The sequence below is a fragment of the Luteimonas terrae genome (assembly GCF_031457535.1).
Taxonomy (GTDB): Bacteria; Pseudomonadota; Gammaproteobacteria; order Xanthomonadales; family Xanthomonadaceae; genus Luteimonas; species Luteimonas terrae_A.
Map to the genome: position 1 here is coordinate 66,745 of NZ_JAVDWO010000006.1, position 19,746 is coordinate 86,490.

Below are 19,746 nucleotides of genomic sequence, written 5' to 3' on the forward strand. Positions count from 1 at the left end.
TCGGTAGCGCCCTGACCCTCACCCGACGCGCAACGCGCGTCCGCCTCTCCCGGAGGGAGAGGCGGTGGGTTCGGACGTGCGTCGCCCTCTAGCTGGCCCTCGATGCACCTTGCTGACGTGCGGCCCGGGTGTTGAGCCCCTCTCCCCCAGGGAGAGGGGTTGGGGTGAGGGCTGACGCGCGCGGCAAAGCTCGAAGTCGCAGCCGGATTGCCGCCATTGGATTTCGCTTGGCCTACCGATCTACGAGGCCTCTACGCGACGGATCTCTGTGCTTCCCGCGATGGGTGCGCGTCGCCCCACCGAATATGCGCCGCTCGTTTCAGGCAAAGGCGCTGGGGCCGGGCCTTCGCCGGGACGACGGTAACGCGGCATGGATGGCCGAGGACCAACCGGGTGGCCACAGTTCGTTGCGGCCAGCACGCACCCGGCCCACGTTGGTTCGTGACTTGAAGTAGAGCCCGGAGAGCGCAGAGCAAAATCAAGATGGATCCCAGCGTTCGCTGGGATGACGGTCGGGGGCACTGACGACTGATCGCCACAGCTGTCTACCGCACGTCGCCCCAGTGAACGCTGGGGCCCAGTTTGATTTGACTCCACGTGCCGGTGGCGAGCGGAGGGCGGGTTCTGGCTGGATCGCAGCGTTCGCTCGGATGACGATTGACCCGACGCGGCTTCAGTGGAACGCGCTGAAGGCAGATCCAGAAGCAGTCAGTGAACCGTGCTCTTGCCAACTCAACCGCGGCATGGGCAATCAGACCCCATCAACCCCGCACGAAATACAGCGCGAGCAACCCGACCGCCAGCACGCCTGCGCCGATGCGGCGCAGCGTGGTGGTGGGCATCGTGAGCATCTGTTCGGCGTTGCGCTTCCAGAAGCCGGGGATGGCGAACAGGATCAGCCCTTCGATCACGAACACCAGGCACAACGCTGCCCACAGATCCGACATCAGGCGTAAACCATCAACGATCGCTGCGCATGTATTGCAGGAAGGGGTCGTCGCGCTCGAGCACGATCACGCTGTCGCCCTTCTCGAACGCGGCGCGATAGGCCTCGAGGCTGCGCTGGAACGCGTAGAACGAGGGGTCGCGGTTCGCGGCATTGCCGTAGATGCGGGCTGCTTCGGCGTCGCCTTCACCGCGCAGGGTCTGCGCGTCGCGTTCGGCTTCGGCGAGGATCACGGTCTGCTCGCGATCGGCCTGGCCGCGGATCGCGCGGGCGCGTTCCTCACCTTCGGCGCGCAGTCGCGTGGCCACTTCCTGGCGCTCGGCGCGCATGCGGTTGTAGACCTGCTGGATCACCTGGCTGTCGGTCGGCAGGTCGATCTGCTTCAGACGGATGTCGATGATGCGCATGCCCAGCGACTTGGCCGCTTCGTTGATGCCCGGCAGCTGGCGCTCGACGAACTCCGAGCGGTTGCCCGAGACGAGTTCGGTCAGCGTGCTGGCGTTGATCTCGTTACGCAGCGAGTTCTTGATGATCGGCTCGAGGCGCAGATTGGCGTCGGACTCGTTGCCGGTCGTGGCGCGGTAGAACGCGGCGACGTCGCTGATGGCGACGATCGCAACGAAGTCCACGCTGACGTCCTTGCGCTCGGAGGTCAGCGAGCGCTCCGGCGAGAACGCGCTGGCGTTGAAGCGGCGATCGAACACGCGTGCCGATTCGATCAGCGGCACCTTGAAGTGCAGGCCCGGGCCGATGTCGGTCCGCGCGACGCGGCCGAGGTTGAGCACCAGGGCCACCTGGCCTTCACGGACCACGTAGACCGAGCCCATCAGGCCCAGCAGCACGATGATGATCAGCGGAATGACGAAATTGAGTCTCATCGGGTGGCTCCTTCACGCGACGGGCGCGGCAGAGTGCGCGCGGGCGCGTCCGGCATCGCGGTGCTGTTGCTGCTGTTGCGTGTGGCCTCGACGGAGGGCGACAGCACCTCCGGCGGAATCAGCGAAGGCGCGGCTTGACCACCCGTGCCCTGCCCGCCCATCGGCACATAGATCAGCTGGCGACCATCGCCACCGACGACGATGCGGTTGTCGGCCAACACGCTCTGCACGGTTTCCAGCCACAGACGCTTGCGGGTGACCTCCCGCGCGCCGGCGTAGGCATCGACCAGCAGCGAGAAGCGGGTCGCGTCACCGGTGGCGCGGGCGATCTCGGCAGTCTTGTAGCCTTCGGCCTGCGAGCGGACACGCTCGGATTCACCGCGCGCTTCGGGCACGATCTTGGCCGCGTAGGCGCCGGCTTCCTTGACCAGCTGCTCGTTCATCTGCTGGGCGCTGTTGACGGCGTCGAATGCGTCCTTGACCTCTTCCGGCGGACGCGCGTCCTGCAGGTTGAGTTCGTTGACGAACAGGCCGGTGCGGTAGCTGTCGAGCGAGGCCTGCAGGGAGGTCTGCGCCGCGGTCGAGATCGGACCACGCGCATTGAGCGCGGCGTCGAGATTCACACGACCGATCTGTTCGCGGACCGCGCTGAGCGCGGTCTGCTCGAGCATCTCGCGGGCATTGCGGGTGCCGAACAGGTACTGCACGGCATCACCGACGCGGTACTGCACGTTGAACGACACGATGACGATGTTCTCGTCGCGGGTCAGCACCGGCACGGTGTTGCTGAAGGACTGGACCGTGGTCGCATCGACCTTGGTCACGCGCTCGACCGGCCACGGCAGCTTGAAGTTCGGACCCGGCTGCATGACGCGGGCGACCTGGCCGAAGCGCAGCACCACGCCGCGCTGGGTTTCACCCACCAGCACGAAACAGTTGAGCAGCAGCACGATGACCACGACGACTGCGATCCAGCGCAGCGGATTGCCGCCACCGAAGCCGCCACCGAAAAGTCCGCGGAACTGGTCGAGGATGCGGTCGAAACCACCACCGCCACTGCCGCGCCCGCCACGTCCACCACCGCCTGTCCGGCGTGGCGGCCATGGATTGCGCTCGCCCTGGCCTCCGGAATCCTTGCGGTCCGGAGAATCCTTGTCCTTGTTGTTGCCGGGAATGTTCCAGGCCATGCCTGCTCCAGTTCTGGGCGCGCAGCCTGCGTCGGCGGCGGCGCGGGGGTCGCATAGTCTAACCGGCTCGCGCCTGTCGCAGGCCACGTACCGGAGGTCATGCCGGGAATATCTGCGGGGGCGGTTTCGGTTGCGATCGAGCTTTCCCTGGAAAGCTTGTTCGCGCGCCAGCGCGCTCCTACAGATCAATTAGATGGTGTCGTCTTCGTCCGGAGGCAAGAGCGCGCGCAGCGGTTCGCCGTCCGGCTGTGCGGCCAGGCGCGCCGCATCGGCATGGGCGAGGTCTACCTGCAGCAGCCAACCGGACTCGTCGAGGGTTTCCTCGCGCACGCCTTCCAGCGCGTGCAGACGGGCATGCAGGCGACCGGATTCGGGCGGCAGACGCACTTCGCCGGTCACGCGGCGGATGCCGAGCCGGCGCGCCAGCGCCTCCGACAGCAGGTCGAGGCCCAGGCCCTCACGCGCGGAAATCCATACGCTCTCGCGCACGGCGTCATCAGCCAGCGCATTGGGATCCTGGTCGTAGCGCGGCGTGGCGCCTTCGATGCGGTCGATCTTGTTGAAGACCAGCAACTGCGGCAGGTCGCCGGCGCCGATCTCGGTCAGCACCGCATCGACCTGGGCGATACGCTCGTTCCGCAGCGGATCGGCGGCGTCGATGATGTGCAGCAGCAGATCTGCCTCGCGCGCTTCGCTCAACGTGGAGCGGAAGGCGGCAACGAGTTCGTGCGGCAGATCGCGGACGAAGCCGACGGTATCGGCCAGCACCACACTGCCGCCGGACAGGTCGACGCGGCGCACGGTGGGATCCAGCGTGGCGAACAACTGGTCGGCCGCGTAGGCATCGGCGCCCGACAGTGTGTTGAAGAGCGTCGACTTGCCGGCGTTGGTGTAGCCCACCAGCGCCACGCGCGGCATCTCGCTGCGGACGCGCGCGCGACGCATCTGGGTGCGCTGCACTTCCACCTTGTCCAGACGCGCCTGCAGCTGTTCGAGCCGCTTCTGCAGCAGCCGACGGTCGGTTTCGAGCTGGGTTTCACCCGGGCCGCGCAGGCCGATCGAACCACCGCGCTGACGTTCCAGATGGGTCCAGCCGCGCACCAGGCGCGTGGCCATATGGCGCAGCTGCGCCAGCTCGACCTGCAGCTTGCCTTCGTGGCTGCGGGCGCGCTGGGCGAAGATGTCGAGGATCAGCCCGGTGCGGTCGACGACGCGGCGCTCGAGAAATTTCTCGAGGTTGCGTTCCTGGCCCGGCGTGAGCCGGTGATTGACCAGCACCAGATCGGCGCCGGTCGCTTCGGCCGCGGCCTTGACCTCGTCGAGCTTGCCGCTGCCGAACAGCGTTGCGGCATTGGGCTTGTCGATGCGGGCCGGAATGACCGCGGCGACGCGGGCACCGGCCGAGCGGGCGAGTTCGGAAAATTCTTCCAGTGCGCCTTCGTCGGCCGGGCCATGCGAATGCGGCTGGATCAGCAGCGCGTTTTCACCCTTGCGGGAGCGTTCGAACAAAAGAGTTCACACCTCGGGTCAGTCGGTGGTTTCGGGCGCCTCGTCCTCGCCTTCACCGGACTGGACGAATCCGCCGCCTGGCACCACGCGCACATTGCGGGCCGGCACCACGGTGGAGATGGCATGTTTGTAGACCATCTGGCTCACGGTATTGCGCAGCAACACCACGAACTGGTCGAACGATTCGACCGTGCCCTGCAGTTTGATGCCATTGACGAGGTAAATCGAGACGGGCACACGCTCGCGGCGCAGTGCGTTCAGGAAAGGATCCTGCAAGGATTGCCCCTTGGACATGGTGTTTCCCCAGCGTAGTTGTTGTTCTGATGACCTGTTGGCCGGGCCGCTACCCGCTCCCCGGATGGCGACCGGCCGATGTTACACAACCGCGATGCGGTCTGGGCGGGAACGCCAGGCACGAATGCTGTGCGGGCGGGGATTCGTGACGGTGGTGGGTGATGCGGCCCGCGGCGGCGTCGCTTTTGAAAGCCTTGGCGCTGCTTGCAGGGCATTGCGCCTTTCACGGGTGCAGCGTTGGATGGGAAAGAACCGTCATTCACGGCGCGATCTGGATGCCCAGGTGGGTCGATGGATCGCTTGAGGGCGCATCTGCTCCACTGAGGGATTGCCCCCGTACACACATGGGAGGCTTGAGCCGATGCCTCTGCTCACCCCAGAAACGCGCCGACTTCAGCATCCAGCGCATGGCGTTGCGTTGCCGGATCGAACCAGCGCGCTCCGCCGCGTCCACGCAGCCAGGTGAACTGCCGCTTTGCCAGTTGCCGCGTCGCGGCGATGCCGCGCTCGCGGAAGTCTTCAGCGCTGCCCTGCCCGTCCAGGAATTCCCAGGCCTGGCGATAGCCGACGGCGCGAATCGCCGGCAACTCCAACGGCGCGGGATGCGCCTGCAGCTGCGGCAAGGCGCGCAACGCCCGTACCTCATCGAGAAAGCCGGCGGCCAGCATCGCGTCGAAGCGGGTGGCGATGCGCGCATGCAGGGTTGCGCGCTCGGTCGGCGCGATCGCCAGTGCCAGCACCTGCGCGGGAAACGGCGGCGATTCGCTCGGGCGTTTCTGCCATTCGCTGATCGGAATGCCGGTCAGTCGATGGACTTCGAGCGCCCGCTGGATCCGTTGCGCATCACCTGACTTGATGCGCGCGGCGGCGTCCGGGTCGAGCGTCGCCAGGCACGCATGCAGCGCGGGCCAGCCGAGTGCGGCAGCCTCGGCCGCGATGGCGGCGCGCGTGTCGGCATCGGCCTCGGGCATCGGCGACAGCCCGTCGAGCAAGGCGGCGAAATACAGGCCGGTGCCGCCGGTGAGGATCGGTACGCGGCCGCGATGCAGGATGTCCTCGACCGCAGCACGCGCGTCGTGGGCGAATTCGGCGGCCGAGTACGTCTGCCACGGGTCGCGCAGATCGAGCATGTGATGCGGCGCGCGCGCGCGTTCGCCCGCATCGGGTTTGGCGGCGCCGATCTCAAGCCCGCGATAGACCAGCGCCGAATCGACGCTGACGATTTCGCCGCCGAACCGCTCTGCCCAGTCGAGCGCGAGCGCGGTCTTGCCGGACGCGGTTGGCCCCATCAGGGCGATAGCGCGGGGATTTGAATCTGAAAAGATCTGATTTCTTGCGCTCATTGCGATCCAACTATCCCGTCATACCGATCCGCGACGTCACAGGCCGGACATGCGCCACGACAGCGCGTAGCGCCGGTCATCCAGCGACTTCGTCTTCGGTCACATTGAAGGGAAAGACACTGGATCCCAGCTTTCGCCGGGACGACGCTGCAGTGTGGGGGCTGCGTATGCACATCCCTCAGTACCCAGTCTCCTTGAGCGACAGCTGCACCTGCGCATGCGTGGCCTGCACCTCTGCGGACGGCGCGCGGCCCAGCAGGCTTACGGCGACGATTGCGACTGTCGCCGACAGGAACCCCGGGATGATCTCGTAGAGCTCGGCGTCCATACGGTTGACCATGATCTCCTTCCAGAAAATCACCATCGCCGCGCCGGTCAGCATGCCGGCGATCGCGCCATTGGCGGTCATGCGCTTCCAGAACAGCGCCAGCAGCAGCACCGGACCGAAGGCCGAGCCGAAGCCGGCCCACGCGTACGACACCAGGCCCAGGACGCGGCTGTCGGGATCGCGCGCCATGAAGATCGCGATCAACGCGACCAGCAGCACGCTCAAGCGCCCCACCCAGACCAGCTCGCGCTGCGAGGCCTGCTTGCGGAAGAGGCCGCGATACAGATCCTCGGACAGCACGCTGGAGCAGACCAGCAACTGGCTCGACAGCGTGCTCATCACCGCGGCCAGGATCGCCGCGAGGATGATGCCGGCGACCCAGGGATTGAACAGCAACTCGACCAACGTGATGAAGACGCGTTCGGAGTTCTGCAGCACGGGCGCCGCGACATCCGGATGGGCCTCGAAGTAGGCAATGCCGAAGAAACCGACCGACATCGCGCCGATCATGCACAGCGTCATCCAGCTCATCGCGATGCGGCGCGCGGTGGGAATCGTGTGCACGCCCTGCGCGGCCATGAAGCGCACCAGGATATGCGGCTGGCCGAAATAGCCGAGCGCCCACGCCAGCAGCGAGACGATGCCGATGAAGCCGACTTCCCCGCCGCGGAACCAGTCGAGCTGCAGCGGATCGTTGGCACGGATGAGATCGACGCTGGCCTCGAAACCGCCGGTGTGCATGAACACCAGAATCGGCGCCAGCAACAGCGCGAACAGCATCATCAGCCCCTGCGCGACATCGGTCCAGCTCACGGCGAGAAAGCCACCAATCAGGGTGTAGAGCACCGTGACCGACGCACCCAGGAAGATCGCCTGCCAGTAGGTCAGGCCGAACACGCTCTCGAACAGGCGCGCGCCCGCGACCACGCCGGACGCGCAATAGATCGCGAAGAACACCAGGATCACCAGCGCGGTGAAGACACGCAGGATGCGGCTGCGATCGTCGAAACGGTTGGTCAGGAAGTCAGGTAGCGTCAGCGCATTGCCGGTGCGCTCGGTGTACACACGCAACGGACCGGCCACGAACCGCCAGTTGAGATACGCGCCGAGCAGCAGACCCACCGCGATCCAGGCCTCGGACAGACCGCCCAGGAAGATCGCACCCGGCAGGCCCATCATCAGCCAGCCGCTCATGTCGGAAGCGCCGGCCGACAGTGCGGTCACGCCTGGGCCGAGGCTGCGCCCGCCGATGATGTAGTCGTCGAAGTTCTTGGTCCGGCGCCAGGCCACGACTCCGATCGCGACCATCATCGCCAGGTACACGAGAAACATGACGATGGTCGGCGTATTGGATCTGAGCACGAGGCCTCCTGGAGTGGATCGCGACACGACAAACGCCGCGGCGGCTGCCACGGCGGCGCGTCAGCCTAACGCAGAGCTGGGCCGCGGTCAGCCGTGCGCACCCGGACGCGTCTGCCGTCGGAGATGATGAGGGATGCTGATGCGGCAGGTCCGCGCCGGGCGTCGAGGGTGCATGGGCACGTGCTGGAAACCAGGCACATCATTGGCGTTCGGCGCGGGCGCCGTCTCGCTACAGCACCCGGCGCCGTGCAACTACCAGCGGGTCGCGAACCAGCCGCCCCCCCTGTCAGGCGTCGTCGGGCCAGCTGATCGCCGGCTTCGGCGTGGCCGCTCGAGGCTTGGGCACCGCGTCCACTGCGGCCCAGATCTTCAAGGCATCGACCGTGTCCGCGACATCGTGCACGCGCAGGATGCGTGCGCCGTGCTGCGCAGCGATCAGGTGCGCGGCGACGGAGCCGACCACGCGTTCGGCCGGCACATCACGACCGGTCAACTCGCCGATGCTGCGCTTGCGCGACAGACCGGCGAGCACCGGCACGCCGAGTTCGACGAAGCGCGACAACTGCGCCAGCAGCGCCATGTTGTGTGCGGTGGTCTTGCCGAAGCCGAAACCCGGGTCGACGATGATGCGCTTCTTGTCGATACCCGCCATTTCGGCGGTAAAAATCCGCTCGGCGAGGAAGCGGTGCACATCGCCGACGACATCGTCGTATTCCGGTGCTGTCTGCATGTCACGCGGTTCGCCGAGCATGTGCATCAGCACCACCGGTACGCCCAGCGACGCCGCGGCCTCAAGCGCACCGTCGCGGCGCAGGCCGTAGACATCGTTGATCAGGCCGGCGCCCGCAGCGACGGCGGCGCGCATGACCTCGGGTTTGGAGGTGTCGACGCTGATCGGCAGCGACGTGCGCGCGACCAGTGCTTCGATCACCGGCAGCACGCGTCGCAGTTCTTCTTCCACCGACACCGCATCCGCACCGGGGCGGGTGGACTCACCGCCGATGTCGAGCACATCGGCACCCGCCTCCGCCAGCCGCAGGCCGTGCGCGATCGCCGCATCGGCATCGTCGTGCGCGCCGCCATCGGAGAACGAATCCGGCGTGACGTTGACGATGCCCATCACGCGCGGGCGATCGAGCCGCAGGACGCGGCCGTTGCAGTCGAGCTGCGGCGCGGTGTCGAACATCATCGGTTTCTCCTGGGCATGGCGGGTGCGCCCGTCATCATCCGACGACGCGTGCCGAACGCCACGTCCAGCGGAGCGCCTGGCCCGACGGGCGACAGGGGATCGCGGGCTTCCGGCTTCGGGTCGGACATCGTCTGCTCCAAATGCGTTACGTCAGCGCAGACTCTGGCGACTCGTCGCGTGCACCGCAAGCAGTTGCATTACCGGCCTTGTGCATGCGCGCGTTGGAAGTCCACCAGCGCATGCATGCCCGCGCCCGATGGGATGCCATGTGTCCTGGCGAGGAACGCAGCTTGTTCCAAACTGTCGCAACCTCTGGAACTGCCGAGCACTCCGAACCCCTTGCGCGACCGGCTTGCCGCAAGTCTTCCCGATTGACGGAAAGCAGGGTGCAGGGCCTTTGACCTTTTCAGTCGTCATGTGCTCCATCGACTGGGCACATCGTCTCGTGCACCAGTGAAGCGCTATCGGACGAGGCGTTTCGCTGCGCGCCGCCCGTTCTACGAGGCATCGGCGCTTGCGACGAAAGCCTTCGCCAAATGAAAAAGGCCAGGAATTCTCCTGGCCTTTTTCGTGAACGCTGCGACTGCGATCAGGCCTGTTCGGCCGGACCTCCGATCGGCGGCTGCAACGGGCGGTTGCCCGTGTCGCCGCTGTCGTCGTTCTTGTTGGCGTTCGACTTCGCCCAGCCCATCGGCGGCGGCGGATCGCGGCCTTCCATGATCGCGTCGATCTGCGGCACGTCGATGGTCTCGTACTCGAGCAGCAGCTTGGACATCGCGTGCAGCTTGTCGATGTTCGCGGTCAGCAGTTCGGTCGTGCGCTCGTAGGCCTTGTCGAGGATCGTGCGCACGACCTCGTCGATGCGGCGCGCGGTGTCGTCGGAGACCGACTTGTGCTGGGTGACCGAACGGCCGAGGAACACCTCGTCATCCTCTTCGCCGTAGGCGATCGGGCCGAGCTCGTCGGACAGGCCCCACTTGGTGACCATGTTGCGGGCCATCTTGGTCGCACGTTCGATATCGTTCGACGCGCCGGTGGTGACCTTGTCGCCGCCGAAGATCAACTCTTCCGCCACGCGGCCGCCGTACAGCGAGCACAGCTGCGATTCGATCGCCACGCGGTTCATCGAGTAGCGGTCGCCTTCCGGCAGATACATCGTGACGCCGAGGGCGCGCCCGCGCGGAATGATCGTGACCTTGTAGACCGGATCATGCTCGGGCACGAGTCGACCGACGATCGCGTGGCCGGCCTCGTGATACGCGGTCAGCGTCTTCTCGTCTTCGCTCATCGCCATCGAACGGCGCTCGGCGCCCATCAGGATCTTGTCGCGGGCGCGGTCGAAGTGGTCCATGCGGACCGCCTTGCCGTTCTCGCGCGCGGCGAACAGCGCCGCCTCGTTGACCAGATTCGCCAGGTCCGCGCCGGAGAAGCCGGGCGTACCACGGGCGACGACCAGCGGCTGCACGTCTTCGTCCAGTGGCACCTTGCGCATGTGCACCTTGAGGATCTGCTCGCGGCCCTTCACGTCCGGCAGCCCCACGACGACCTGGCGGTCGAACCGGCCCGGACGCAGCAGCGCGGGATCGAGCACGTCGGGACGGTTGGTCGCGGCGACCACGATCACGCCCTCGCCGCCCTCGAAACCATCCATCTCGACCAGCAACTGGTTGAGCGTCTGCTCGCGCTCGTCATGCCCGCCGCCGAGACCGGCGCCGCGATGACGGCCGACGGCATCGATTTCGTCGATGAAGATGATGCACGGCGCCTGCTTCTTGGCCTGCTCGAACATGTCTCGCACGCGGCTCGCGCCGACGCCGACGAACATCTCGACGAAATCCGAGCCCGAGATCGAGAAGAACGGCACCTTGGCTTCGCCGGCGATCGCCTTGGCGAGCAGCGTCTTGCCGGTACCGGGCGGGCCGACCATCAGCACGCCGCGTGGAATCTTGCCGCCAAGCTTCTGGAAGCGCGACGGATCGCGCAGGAACTCGACCAGCTCCGACACTTCTTCCTTGGCCTCGTCGCAACCGGCGACATCCGCAAAGGTGATCTTGGTCTGCTCTTCGTTGAGCAACTTGGCGCGGGATTTGCCGAAGGACATCGCGCCCTTGCCGCCACCCTGCTGCATCTGCCGCATCATGAAGAACCAGAAGCCGATGATCAGCGCGACCGGCAGCAACTGGATCAGGATGTAACCCAGCGAAATGCCACTCGACGGCGGTGCCTGGTCGATCGCGACGTTGTGGTTCATCAGGTCGTCGATCATGCGATCGTCGCGACGCGGGGCGATGACCGTACCGCTCTGGCCGCCCTTGGTCTGGAACGTGATCGTGCGTTCGTCTTCGGCGATCTTCACCGAGCCAATCTGGTCGCGACGGACCTGCTCCATGAACTGCGAGTACTGGACGTCCTGCCCGCCTGCGCCGGTTCTGGGGCTGAAGCTCTGGAAGATCACCATCAGTACGACGGCGACAACCACCCAGAGCAGCAGATTCTTGACCAGATCGTTCATGTTTCGGGATTCTCGTGGAGAGTGCGGTGGAGCGCTTGAGACTGCAGGGCCATGCTACTTCATCGTCGCCAGCTTGCCCTGTGCGAGCGCATAGACTTCCGGCGAACGCTGCCGGGACGCAGCCGGCTTGCGGATCGACAGCTTGGTGTAACGCCGCCGGAGTTGCCGCACGTAATCGTCGAATTCGGTGCCCTGGAACAGTTTGATCAGGAACGTGCCGCCAGTGCGGAGGTGGTTGTCGGCGAAATCCATCGCCAGTTCCGCCAGGTGCATCGCGCGGGGCTGATCGACAGCATCTATCCCACTCTTGTTGGGGGCCATGTCGGACAACACAAGGTCGACCTGCTGCCCGCCGAGGGTGGACTCGAGCATCGAGAGGACCGCATCTTCACGAAAATCCCCGTGAAGGAACTCCACGCCGGCCAGTGACGGCATGTCCAGGATGTCGAGCGCGATGACCCGGCCCGAGTCGCCCAGGGCCTGGCGTACCCACTGTGACCAGCCGCCCGGCGCTGCACCCAGATCGACCACCACCATGCCCGGCTTGAGCAGGCGGTCGCGTTCGACCAGTTCCTCGAGCTTGTAGGCCGCGCGCGAACGCAGGCCGTCCTTCTGGGCCTTCTTCACGAAGGGATCGGAGAAATGTTCTTTCAGCCAGCGCTGGCTGCTTTTGCTGCGGGAGGCCATCAACGGCTCGAGTACGGGACAGGTGCGTCCGGTGGCCATGATATCCTGCCGGCCGCTTTCATTTCCCCGATCGGTTCATCCATGAGTAATGCCCTGACCGCTGCCCAGACCCGTTTTCTGCGCGGCCAGGCCCATGGCATCAAGGCCATGTTGCAGGTAGGCGGCAAAGGCATCTCCGAAGCGCTGATCGCTGAAATCAATGCCGCGCTCGAGCATCACGAACTGATCAAGGTGAAGGTGGGCGCAACCGACCGCGACGTGCGCGACGCGATGATCACCGACCTCGCCGCACGTACCGACTCGGCGCTGGTGCAGCGCATCGGCCACGTGGCCGTGCTGTATCGCCAAAGCACCGAGCGCCGCCAGATCGTGCTGCCGCGGTCCTGATCGCAGGGCGCGCCGGGCATGCAGCTCAATCTCGAATCGCCTGATTTCGATTACGTCCTGCGCGGCGCCGACGGGCGCCTGGCGCTGGTCAACGACCGCCGCCTGACCCGCAGCTTCATCGTCGCCCCGCGCAGCCTCGTCGAGGACTGGCCGGTCACCGATGTCCGCAGCCTGGATGTCGCCGCCCTCGATCCGGTGCTCGCACTCGAGCCGGAAGTGGTGCTGCTCGGCACCGGCGAGACCCAGGGCTTTCCGCCGCCTGCGACCATGGCCGCGTGCCTGTCGCGCGGCATCGGCCTCGAAGCCATGACCAACGCTGCCGCGGCGCGCACGTTCAATGTGCTGGCAGGAGAAGGCCGGCGCGTGGTCGCGGCGTTCGTGCTGGTCGAACGCGACGCGGCGTCGGACGCGTAGACGCTCCACGACACCGGCGCGGCGCGCTGCTCGTGTCTCCGGGCACACAGCCCTGACGGGGCGCAGTCTCCCTGCCGTCATCCCAGCTGGAAGTGCGCTTCAACAGCCGAGCGGGCGTTCATACATTTGGCTTTGCGCGTGTCGCGCAGCGACGACAAAAATCAAAATGGGCGCCAGCGTCCTCTGGAGCGACGGAGCGAACGCGTCTGCGGCCTGATCGTGACTGTGCCCCGCCCAATCAACGCGCCGGTAGATATGTCAGCGGATCGACCGGTTTGCCGTTGTAGCGGGTAAGACGATGCCGCTTGCGGTCCACTGGGCCGCGGCATCGACGTACGACCGGCGCGCTGCGCCGGGCCGGGGATCCGCCCGGTCAGAACGCGGAACCGATCCTCAGCGGGCAGGCAGATACGTCAGCGGATCGACCGGCTTGCCGTTGTAGCGGATCTCGAAGTGGAGCATGTCGCGGGCGGCGCCGGTACGGCCGAGTTCGGCGATCTTCTGGCCGGCGCGGACGCGTTCGCCCTCGTTGACCTTGCGACTGCGGTTGTGGCCATAGGCGGTCAGCCACTGCTCGTCGTGCTTGACGATGATCAGTTCGCCGTAGCCCACCAGGCCCGCGCCGGAATAGACGACCACGCCATCAGCCGCGGCGTTGACTGCTTGACCCGGCGTGCCTGCGATGTCGACGCCCTGCTTCGTCGGGTCGTTGCCAACGTAGCGGCCGACGATCTGGCCTTCAGTCGGCCACTGCCAGCGGAACGGGCTCCGCACGGGCGCGGCGGCAGGCGGCTGCGGCGTGGTCTGCGTAGGACGTACCGCTGGCTGCTGGGCCGTCGCGCTGCCTGCGCTCGCGGGGCGCGCCGGCGCAGCACTGCCGCTGCCGGGATACAGGCGCAGGCGCTGACCGGGATAGATCGTGTACGGGGCGCGGATATTGTTCCAGGTCGCCAGGTCGAGCGCGCTGATGCCATTGGTGGTGGCAAGCCTGTAGAGCGTATCGCCGCGCTGCACCGTCACCGACTGGCCAGGCCGCGGCGTCGAGGTCGGCGCACTGCTGCCCCCTTCGCGGACCACCGTACTGGTACCGCAGGCCGACAACAGTCCTACCGCGAGCCACACCGCCAGCTTCCTCATCCGCGCATCTCCAACCAGACCAGTCCAACCACCACCAGACCCACCATCAACCAGCCGAGCCATTCGATGTAGCGCTTGAGCATCGGCTCGAATTTCGGGCCGCCCCACGCCATCAGGCCGGCAACGAGAAAGAACCGCGCACCGCGTCCGAGCAGCGAACCGGCCACGAACGGTAGCAGCCCGACACCGAGCGAACCCGACGCGATCGTGAACACTTTGTACGGGATCGGGGTGAATCCCGCGATGAACACGAACAGCAGACCATGCGCGAGAAACAGCGCCTGGATGTTTTCGAACGCCGGCTGCCACCCCATGCGGACGATCCCCGGCCACACGAGATCCAGCGCGAAGTGGCCGATCAGATAGCCCAGCAGACCGCCCGCCACCGATCCCAGCGTGCACAGCAGCGCATAGCGCCACCACGACTTCGGCTGAGCCAGCGACATCGGCGCGAGCATCACGTCCGGCGGAATCGGGAACACCACGGATTCGGCGGCGCTCATCAGGGTGAGGTAACGCGGTGCGTGGCGGTGGCGCGCCCACGCGAGCACGGTGTCGTACATCCTTGCAAACAACTGCATCAGTCCACGTATCCCGACAGCAAAGGCACGAAGGCGACGGCGGCGACGTCCTGCTGCTCGATCTGCCCGTCCGCATGCTTGCGCAACACCAGCAGGCGTTGCGCGCCGGGCGCACCGACCGGCGCGACGAGCGTGCCGCCCGCAGCCAGCTGCTCGGTCAGCGCTTCGACCAGCGCGGGTCCGGCGGCGGTGACGATGATGGCGTCGAACGGGCCGTTCTCCGGCCAGCCGATCCGGCCGTCGTCATGTTTGCTGCGCACGTTGAGGCCCAGCGAGCGGAAGCGCTTGCGCGCGATCCGCAGCAGTTCGCCGATGCGCTCGACGGTATGCACTTCGATACCGAGCGCGGCGAGGATCGTCGCCTGATAGCCGGAGCCCGTGCCGACTTCGAGCACCCTGCCCGGCATGCCGTTCGCGAGCAGCGCTTCAGTCATGCGTGCGACCACCCAAGGCTGCGAAATCGTCTGCCCATGGCCGATCGGCAGCGCGGTGTCCTCGTAGGCGCGCGTGGCCAGCGCCTCGTCGACGAACAGGTGCCGCGGCACGGTGCGGATCGCGTTGAGCACGCGCTCGTCGGAAATGCCGCCGCCGGGATGCGCGCCATCGCGCAGGCGCTCGATCAGGCGGTCACGCACACGTTGCGAGGTCATCCCGACGCCGACCGCTTCGGGCTGCAGGCGCATCCGCGCCGTCACGCCTGGGTCGCCTTGAGGTCCGCTTCCAGTCCGCCGACCCAACTGGCGACGTGCTCGAGCGCCTGGTAGCGCGTGAGATCAACGTGGATCGGCGTGATCGCGATGTGCTGCGTGCGCACGGCGTGGAAATCTGTGCCGGGACCGGCGTCCTGCTCGGGACCGGCGGCGCCGATCCACCACCAGGTGCGCCCGCGCGGATCGTCGATCGACGTGCACGGCTCCGCGCGATGGCGGTTGCCCAGACGCGTGACCTCGAAGCCGGCGAGTTCATCCCACGGCACGTCGGGCACATTGACGTTGAGGATGGTGTCGGCAGGCAGCGGATCGGCTTTCAGGCGCGCGACGATCTCGACCGCTGCGCGCGCGGCGGTTTCGTAATGCTTGCCATCGTGGTTGCGCGTGACCAGCGACATCGCGACCGCAGGCAGACCGAGGAAACGCCCTTCCATCGCGGCGGCGACGGTGCCCGAATAGATCACGTCGTCGCCGAGATTGGCGGTGTTGTTGATCCCCGACACCACGATGTCCGGCTCGAGCTCGAGCAGGCCGGTGATCGCGACATGCACGCAGTCGGTCGGCGTGCCGTGCACGCGCCAGGTGCAGGCATCGACCTGCACGGTGCGCAGCGGCATGTCGAGCGTCAGCGAGTTGCTCGCGCCGGAGCGGTCGCGATCGGGTGCGACGACGAGCACCTCGTGGCCGGCATCGCGCAGACCCTGGGCGAGAATCCGGATGCCGGGGGCGTCGACGCCGTCGTCGTTGCTGACCAGTACGCGCATGGATCGTTCTAGAGGCACCGAGCCGTCGGACAAGGCGGCCATGATACCGGATGCATCTCCCCCACCCCAGTTCGGATCACGTGGACGACTGCACACGGACGCGCGCGCCGCTACGCTAGCGGCATGCAACGAGGACGCCATCGCCCCGATCCGCCTGCCGCGCCGCCGGATGACGACGATGCCGCGCTGTTCCGCAACGCGATCGGCCCGGTCCGCGAGTTGCCGGCCGCGCCATTGCCGCCGCAGACGCCGAAACCGCGCCCGTCGACGCGCATGGCCGAGCGTGACGATGCGCAGGCGCTCAGCGAATTCAGGCAACTGCTCGACGGTCCGCTGCTGGGAAGCGGCGACACGATGCAGTACCGCCGCGACGAGATCTCGCCGCGTGTGTTGCGGCGGCTCGGTCGCGGCGAGTACGCGGCGCAGGAAGAGCTCGACCTGCACCACAGCGATGCGAACCAGGCGAGCGCACTGCTGCGGCTGTTCCTGCGCGATGCGATCGATGCGGGCGTGGGTTGCGTGCGCGTGATTCACGGAAAGGGTCTGAATTCCTCGCCTGACGCACCGGTCCTCAAGAACCTCGTCGATCGCCTGCTGCGGCAACGCGCCGACGTGCTCGCCTTCCACAGTGCACCCGGCGGTCAGGGCGGCGCAGGCGCCGTGCTGGTATTGCTGCGACCGCGCCGCTGAGCGCTGGAAGCGCCGGAGTGCACGGGCACAGTCGACTCGCTCGCCTGGCTGCGGTTGCGACAAATAGGTAGCTGCGCGCGCCTCGTAACCCCACTCCAAAAAAAAGGCTGCAGTCGCCTGCAGCCTTTCCTTGCACTTTGCGCCTGTTGCGCGTCAGTGCTTGACGCGCGTCCGCTTGGCGCCTTCTGCGCGCGGTACGACCTTGCGTGCGGTCTTGCGTTCGACCTTCTGGCCAGGCGGCGGTGGCAGTGGGCGCTCCAGCGCGAGATCCAGCACCTCGTCGATGTACTTCACCGGCATGATCTTCATGCCGTCGGTGACGTTCTTCGGGATGTCGGCCAGATCCTTGCGGTTCTCCTCGGGGATGATCACGGTCTTGATGCCACCGCGCAGCGCGGCCAGCAGCTTTTCCTTGAGTCCACCGATCGCCGTGACACGGCCACGCAAAGTGATCTCGCCGGTCATCGCCACGTCCGCGCGGACCGGAATCTTGGTCAGCAGCGACACCAGCGTCGTCGCCATCGCGATGCCTGCACTCGGACCATCCTTCGGCGTTGCCCCATCCGGCACATGGACGTGGATGTCGTGCTTCTGCAGCACTTCGAGCTCGACCCCCAGACGCTCGGCGCGCGACCGCACGACCGACATTGCCGCCGACGCCGATTCCTTCATCACGTCGCCGAGCTGGCCGGTGAGGATGAGCTGGCCCTTGCCCGGCACCTGCGTGGCTTCGATCTGCAGCAGATCGCCGCCGACTTCCGTCCACGCCAGGCCCGTGACCAGACCGATCTCGTTGTCCTGCTCGGCGCGACCGAAATCGAAGCGCTGCACGCCCAGGTACTTGTCGAGATTCTTCTCGGTGACCTTGATCGTCTTGATGCCCTTGGCCTTGCCCTTGCCCACGGCGACCGGTCCGGCGAGCGCGATCTCCTTCACCACCTTGCGACAGATCTTGGCGATTTCCCGCTCGAGGTTGCGCACGCCCGATTCGCGCGTGTAGTAGCGCACGATGTCACGCACCGCGCCTTCGGACACGGTCAGCTCTTCGGCCTTCAGCCCGTTCGCCTTCAGCTGTTTGGGCAGCAAGTAACGCGTGGCGATGTTGAGCTTTTCCTCCTCGGTGTAACCCGGAATCCGGATCACTTCCATGCGGTCGAGCAGCGGCCCGGGAATGTTGAGCGAGTTGGACGTCGCCACGAACATCACTTCCGACAGGTCCATGTCGACCTCGAGGTAGTGATCATTGAACGTGTGGTTCTGTTCGGGATCGAGCACTTCCAGCAGCGCGGATGCCGGATCGCCGCGGAAATCCATCGACATCTTGTCGATCTCGTCGAGCAGGAACAGCGGGTTCTTGGTGCCGACCTTGTTCATGCTCTGCACGATTCGGCCCGGCATCGAGCCGACATACGTGCGGCGATGCCCCCGGATCTCGGCCTCGTCGCGCACGCCGCCCAGCGCCATGCGGGTGAACTTGCGGTTCGTCGCCTTCGCGATCGACTGGCCGAGCGAGGTCTTGCCCACACCGGGCGGACCGACGAGGCACAGGATCGCGCCCTTCATCTGCTTCACGCGCGTCTGTACCGCGAGATATTCGAGGATGCGTTCCTTGACCTTCTCCAGGCCGTAGTGATCGGCGTCGAGCACGTCCTGCGCGGACTTCAGATCCTTGCGCACCTTGCTGCGCTTCTTCCACGGCACGCCGAGCAGCCAGTCGAGATAATTGCGCACGACCGACGCTTCTGCCGACATCGGCGGCATCTGCCTGAGCTTGTTGAACTCGGCCTTGGCCTTGGCCTCGACTGCCTTCGGCATACCGGCTTCGGCAATCTTGCGCGCGATCTCGTCGATGTCGCTCGGCGCATCGTCGATCTCGCCCAGTTCCTTCTGGATCGCCTTCATCTGCTCGTTGAGGTAGTACTCGCGCTGCGACTTCTCCATCTGCGACTTCACGCGGCCGCGGATGCGCTTCTCCATCTGCTGCACGTCGATCTCGCCGTCGACAAAGCCCACCAGCAGCTCCAGACGATCAGCGGTGTCGGTCGCTTCGAGCAGGCGCTGCTTGTCGGCCAAGCGCACGCCCAGATGCGCGGCGATGGTGTCGGCCAGACGCGCGGAATCGTCAATGCCGGCCAGCGTCTGCAACAGCTCGGGCGGCAGCTTGCGATTGGTCTTGACGTACTGCTCGAACAGGCTCATCAGCGAGCGCGCGATGGCCTCGACTTCACGCGGCTCACGCGATTCGAGCGCGGCGATCGCCACGCCACTGCCGGCCAGCGCGCCGTCGTTGTCGCGTATGTCGCGCAGCCTGACCCGCTCGGTGCCCTCGACGAGCACCTTGATCGTGCCGTCGGGCAGTTTCAGCAACTGCAGCACGGTCGCCAGCGTGCCGATCTCATAGAGATCGTCGGCGGTCGGGTCGTCGGTTTCGGCCGACTTCTGTGCCACCAGCAGGATGCGCTTGTCGGCCTCCATCGCCAGATCGAGCGCACGGATGGACTTGTCGCGGCCGACGAACAGCGGGATGACCATGTGCGGGAACACCACGACATCGCGCAGCGGCAGAACCGGCAGTTCGTGGGTTTCGGGAGTGCTGCGTGGGGGCATCGTCGTTCCTCGGTGTGGCGCCGTCCGGCGGGACGGCCCTGGCGGCCGTGCGGCCGCCCTGCCCCCGTTTATGGGGCGGGGCCGGCCGGGATGCAAGCGCGTTTGAAGCGTCGGAGACAGAAGCGCCGCGGGCCCGGAGGCGCGCGGCGCGTCGTGAAGCGGTCTGCGTCTGGAAAACGCGAAATGGCACGCTGCCGGAACGTTTCGTTCCGGTGGTCGAC

The 19,746-nt window shown here is 66.5% G+C and carries 18 protein-coding genes; 3 read left to right on the forward strand and 15 right to left on the reverse strand.

The features are described from left to right. Window positions 1–761: 761 nt before the first annotated feature. From J2W68_RS08455 to rlmE, 10 genes are all read right to left on the reverse strand, one after another. Window positions 762–947, reverse strand: a complete 186-nt coding sequence (locus tag J2W68_RS08455) for a DUF2065 domain-containing protein (protein ID WP_310234599.1) — start codon at window positions 945–947, stop codon at window positions 762–764. Window positions 948–960: 13 nt separating this feature from the next. Next, the gene (gene hflC / locus J2W68_RS08460) at window positions 961–1,824 is read right to left on the reverse strand and encodes a protease modulator HflC (protein ID WP_310234602.1); all 864 of its coding nucleotides are present in this window, start codon (window positions 1,822–1,824) and stop codon (window positions 961–963) included. Next, the gene (hflK, locus tag J2W68_RS08465) at window positions 1,821–3,011 is read right to left on the reverse strand and encodes an FtsH protease activity modulator HflK (RefSeq protein ID WP_310234604.1); all 1,191 of its coding nucleotides are present in this window, start codon (window positions 3,009–3,011) and stop codon (window positions 1,821–1,823) included. The genes hflC and hflK overlap by 4 nt, the downstream gene beginning before the upstream one ends. A 189-nt stretch (window positions 3,012–3,200) precedes the next feature. Further along, window positions 3,201–4,520 carry a ribosome rescue GTPase HflX gene (hflX, locus tag J2W68_RS08470; protein WP_310234607.1) on the reverse strand — a complete coding sequence of 440 codons (1,320 nt, stop codon included), beginning with the start codon at window positions 4,518–4,520 and terminating at the stop codon, window positions 3,201–3,203. An 18-nt stretch (window positions 4,521–4,538) separates the two neighbouring features. Next, window positions 4,539–4,814: an RNA chaperone Hfq gene (gene hfq / locus J2W68_RS08475; protein WP_310234610.1), complete on the reverse strand. Its 276-nt coding sequence runs from the start codon at window positions 4,812–4,814 to the stop codon at window positions 4,539–4,541. A 371-nt stretch (window positions 4,815–5,185) separates the two neighbouring features. After that, window positions 5,186–6,157: a tRNA (adenosine(37)-N6)-dimethylallyltransferase MiaA gene (miaA, locus tag J2W68_RS08480; protein WP_310234612.1), complete on the reverse strand. Its 972-nt coding sequence runs from the start codon at window positions 6,155–6,157 to the stop codon at window positions 5,186–5,188. 178 nt (window positions 6,158–6,335) lie between these two features. After that, window positions 6,336–7,847, reverse strand: coding sequence for a sodium/proline symporter PutP (putP, locus tag J2W68_RS08485; protein ID WP_310234613.1), 1,512 nt, complete (start codon window positions 7,845–7,847; stop codon window positions 6,336–6,338). A gap of 286 nt (window positions 7,848–8,133) precedes the next feature. After that, entirely contained in the window at window positions 8,134–9,033 is a 900-nt protein-coding gene (gene folP / locus J2W68_RS08490; protein WP_310234961.1) for a dihydropteroate synthase, read from the reverse strand. A gap of 592 nt (window positions 9,034–9,625) precedes the next feature. Then, window positions 9,626–11,548: an ATP-dependent zinc metalloprotease FtsH gene (gene ftsH / locus J2W68_RS08495; RefSeq protein ID WP_310234615.1), complete on the reverse strand. Its 1,923-nt coding sequence runs from the start codon at window positions 11,546–11,548 to the stop codon at window positions 9,626–9,628. A gap of 54 nt (window positions 11,549–11,602) precedes the next feature. Continuing rightward, window positions 11,603–12,235, reverse strand: a complete 633-nt coding sequence (rlmE, locus tag J2W68_RS08500; protein ID WP_310234964.1) for a 23S rRNA (uridine(2552)-2'-O)-methyltransferase RlmE — start codon at window positions 12,233–12,235, stop codon at window positions 11,603–11,605. An 81-nt stretch (window positions 12,236–12,316) separates the two neighbouring features. Between rlmE and yhbY the strand changes: the two genes are divergently transcribed. Together yhbY and J2W68_RS08510 are read left to right on the forward strand one after the other, a co-directional pair. Further along, a complete protein-coding gene (yhbY, locus tag J2W68_RS08505) occupies window positions 12,317–12,622 on the forward strand; it encodes a ribosome assembly RNA-binding protein YhbY (RefSeq protein WP_310234617.1) in 306 nt (101 codons plus the stop codon). Window positions 12,623–12,640: 18 nt separating this feature from the next. Then, window positions 12,641–13,036, forward strand: coding sequence for an Mth938-like domain-containing protein (locus J2W68_RS08510; protein WP_310234619.1), 396 nt, complete (start codon window positions 12,641–12,643; stop codon window positions 13,034–13,036). A 393-nt stretch (window positions 13,037–13,429) separates the two neighbouring features. Here J2W68_RS08510 and J2W68_RS08515 read toward each other — a convergent pair whose 3' ends face one another. Genes J2W68_RS08515 through surE form a run of 4 tightly spaced genes read right to left on the reverse strand, consistent with a single transcriptional unit; the run spans window position 13,430 to window position 16,228 of the window. Next, window positions 13,430–14,173, reverse strand: a complete 744-nt coding sequence (locus J2W68_RS08515; RefSeq protein WP_310234621.1) for a peptidoglycan DD-metalloendopeptidase family protein — start codon at window positions 14,171–14,173, stop codon at window positions 13,430–13,432. Then, window positions 14,170–14,754, reverse strand: coding sequence for a YqaA family protein (locus J2W68_RS08520; RefSeq protein WP_310234622.1), 585 nt, complete (start codon window positions 14,752–14,754; stop codon window positions 14,170–14,172). Before J2W68_RS08520 ends, J2W68_RS08515 begins: the two co-directional genes overlap by 4 nt. Further along, a complete protein-coding gene (locus J2W68_RS08525) occupies window positions 14,754–15,449 on the reverse strand; it encodes a protein-L-isoaspartate(D-aspartate) O-methyltransferase (RefSeq protein ID WP_310234623.1) in 696 nt (231 codons plus the stop codon). Before J2W68_RS08525 ends, J2W68_RS08520 begins: the two co-directional genes overlap by 1 nt. Next, window positions 15,446–16,228 (reverse strand): 5'/3'-nucleotidase SurE, encoded by a 783-nt coding sequence (surE, locus tag J2W68_RS08530; protein WP_310234967.1) that lies wholly within the window; start codon window positions 16,226–16,228, stop codon window positions 15,446–15,448. The genes J2W68_RS08525 and surE overlap by 4 nt, the downstream gene beginning before the upstream one ends. A gap of 123 nt (window positions 16,229–16,351) precedes the next feature. Between surE and J2W68_RS08535 the strand changes: the two genes are divergently transcribed. Next, the gene (locus J2W68_RS08535; protein ID WP_310234624.1) at window positions 16,352–16,918 is read left to right on the forward strand and encodes a Smr/MutS family protein; all 567 of its coding nucleotides are present in this window, start codon (window positions 16,352–16,354) and stop codon (window positions 16,916–16,918) included. A 153-nt stretch (window positions 16,919–17,071) separates the two neighbouring features. On the opposite strand, the gene lon is transcribed toward J2W68_RS08535, so the two are convergent. Next, the gene (gene lon, locus J2W68_RS08540) at window positions 17,072–19,525 is read right to left on the reverse strand and encodes an endopeptidase La (protein WP_310234625.1); all 2,454 of its coding nucleotides are present in this window, start codon (window positions 19,523–19,525) and stop codon (window positions 17,072–17,074) included. Window positions 19,526–19,746 lie beyond the last annotated feature (221 nt).

Coding starts and splice junctions, on each gene's coding strand:
- J2W68_RS08455 (WP_310234599.1), bottom strand. CDS start 947: ATGTCGGATCTGTGGGCAGCGTTGTGCCTGGTGTTCGTGATCGAAGGG.
- hflC (WP_310234602.1), bottom strand. CDS start 1,824: ATGAGACTCAATTTCGTCATTCCGCTGATCATCATCGTGCTGCTGGGC.
- hflK (WP_310234604.1), bottom strand. CDS start 3,011: ATGGCCTGGAACATTCCCGGCAACAACAAGGACAAGGATTCTCCGGAC.
- hfq (WP_310234610.1), bottom strand. CDS start 4,814: ATGTCCAAGGGGCAATCCTTGCAGGATCCTTTCCTGAACGCACTGCGC.
- miaA (WP_310234612.1), bottom strand. CDS start 6,157: ATGAGCGCAAGAAATCAGATCTTTTCAGATTCAAATCCCCGCGCTATC.
- folP (WP_310234961.1), bottom strand. CDS start 9,033: ATGTTCGACACCGCGCCGCAGCTCGACTGCAACGGCCGCGTCCTGCGG.
- ftsH (WP_310234615.1), bottom strand. CDS start 11,548: ATGAACGATCTGGTCAAGAATCTGCTGCTCTGGGTGGTTGTCGCCGTC.
- rlmE (WP_310234964.1), bottom strand. CDS start 12,235: ATGGCCTCCCGCAGCAAAAGCAGCCAGCGCTGGCTGAAAGAACATTTC.
- yhbY (WP_310234617.1), top strand. CDS start 12,317: ATGAGTAATGCCCTGACCGCTGCCCAGACCCGTTTTCTGCGCGGCCAG.
- J2W68_RS08510 (WP_310234619.1), top strand. CDS start 12,641: ATGCAGCTCAATCTCGAATCGCCTGATTTCGATTACGTCCTGCGCGGC.
- J2W68_RS08515 (WP_310234621.1), bottom strand. CDS start 14,173: ATGAGGAAGCTGGCGGTGTGGCTCGCGGTAGGACTGTTGTCGGCCTGC.
- J2W68_RS08520 (WP_310234622.1), bottom strand. CDS start 14,754: ATGCAGTTGTTTGCAAGGATGTACGACACCGTGCTCGCGTGGGCGCGC.
- surE (WP_310234967.1), bottom strand. CDS start 16,228: ATGCGCGTACTGGTCAGCAACGACGACGGCGTCGACGCCCCCGGCATC.
- J2W68_RS08535 (WP_310234624.1), top strand. CDS start 16,352: ATGCAACGAGGACGCCATCGCCCCGATCCGCCTGCCGCGCCGCCGGAT.
- lon (WP_310234625.1), bottom strand. CDS start 19,525: ATGCCCCCACGCAGCACTCCCGAAACCCACGAACTGCCGGTTCTGCCG.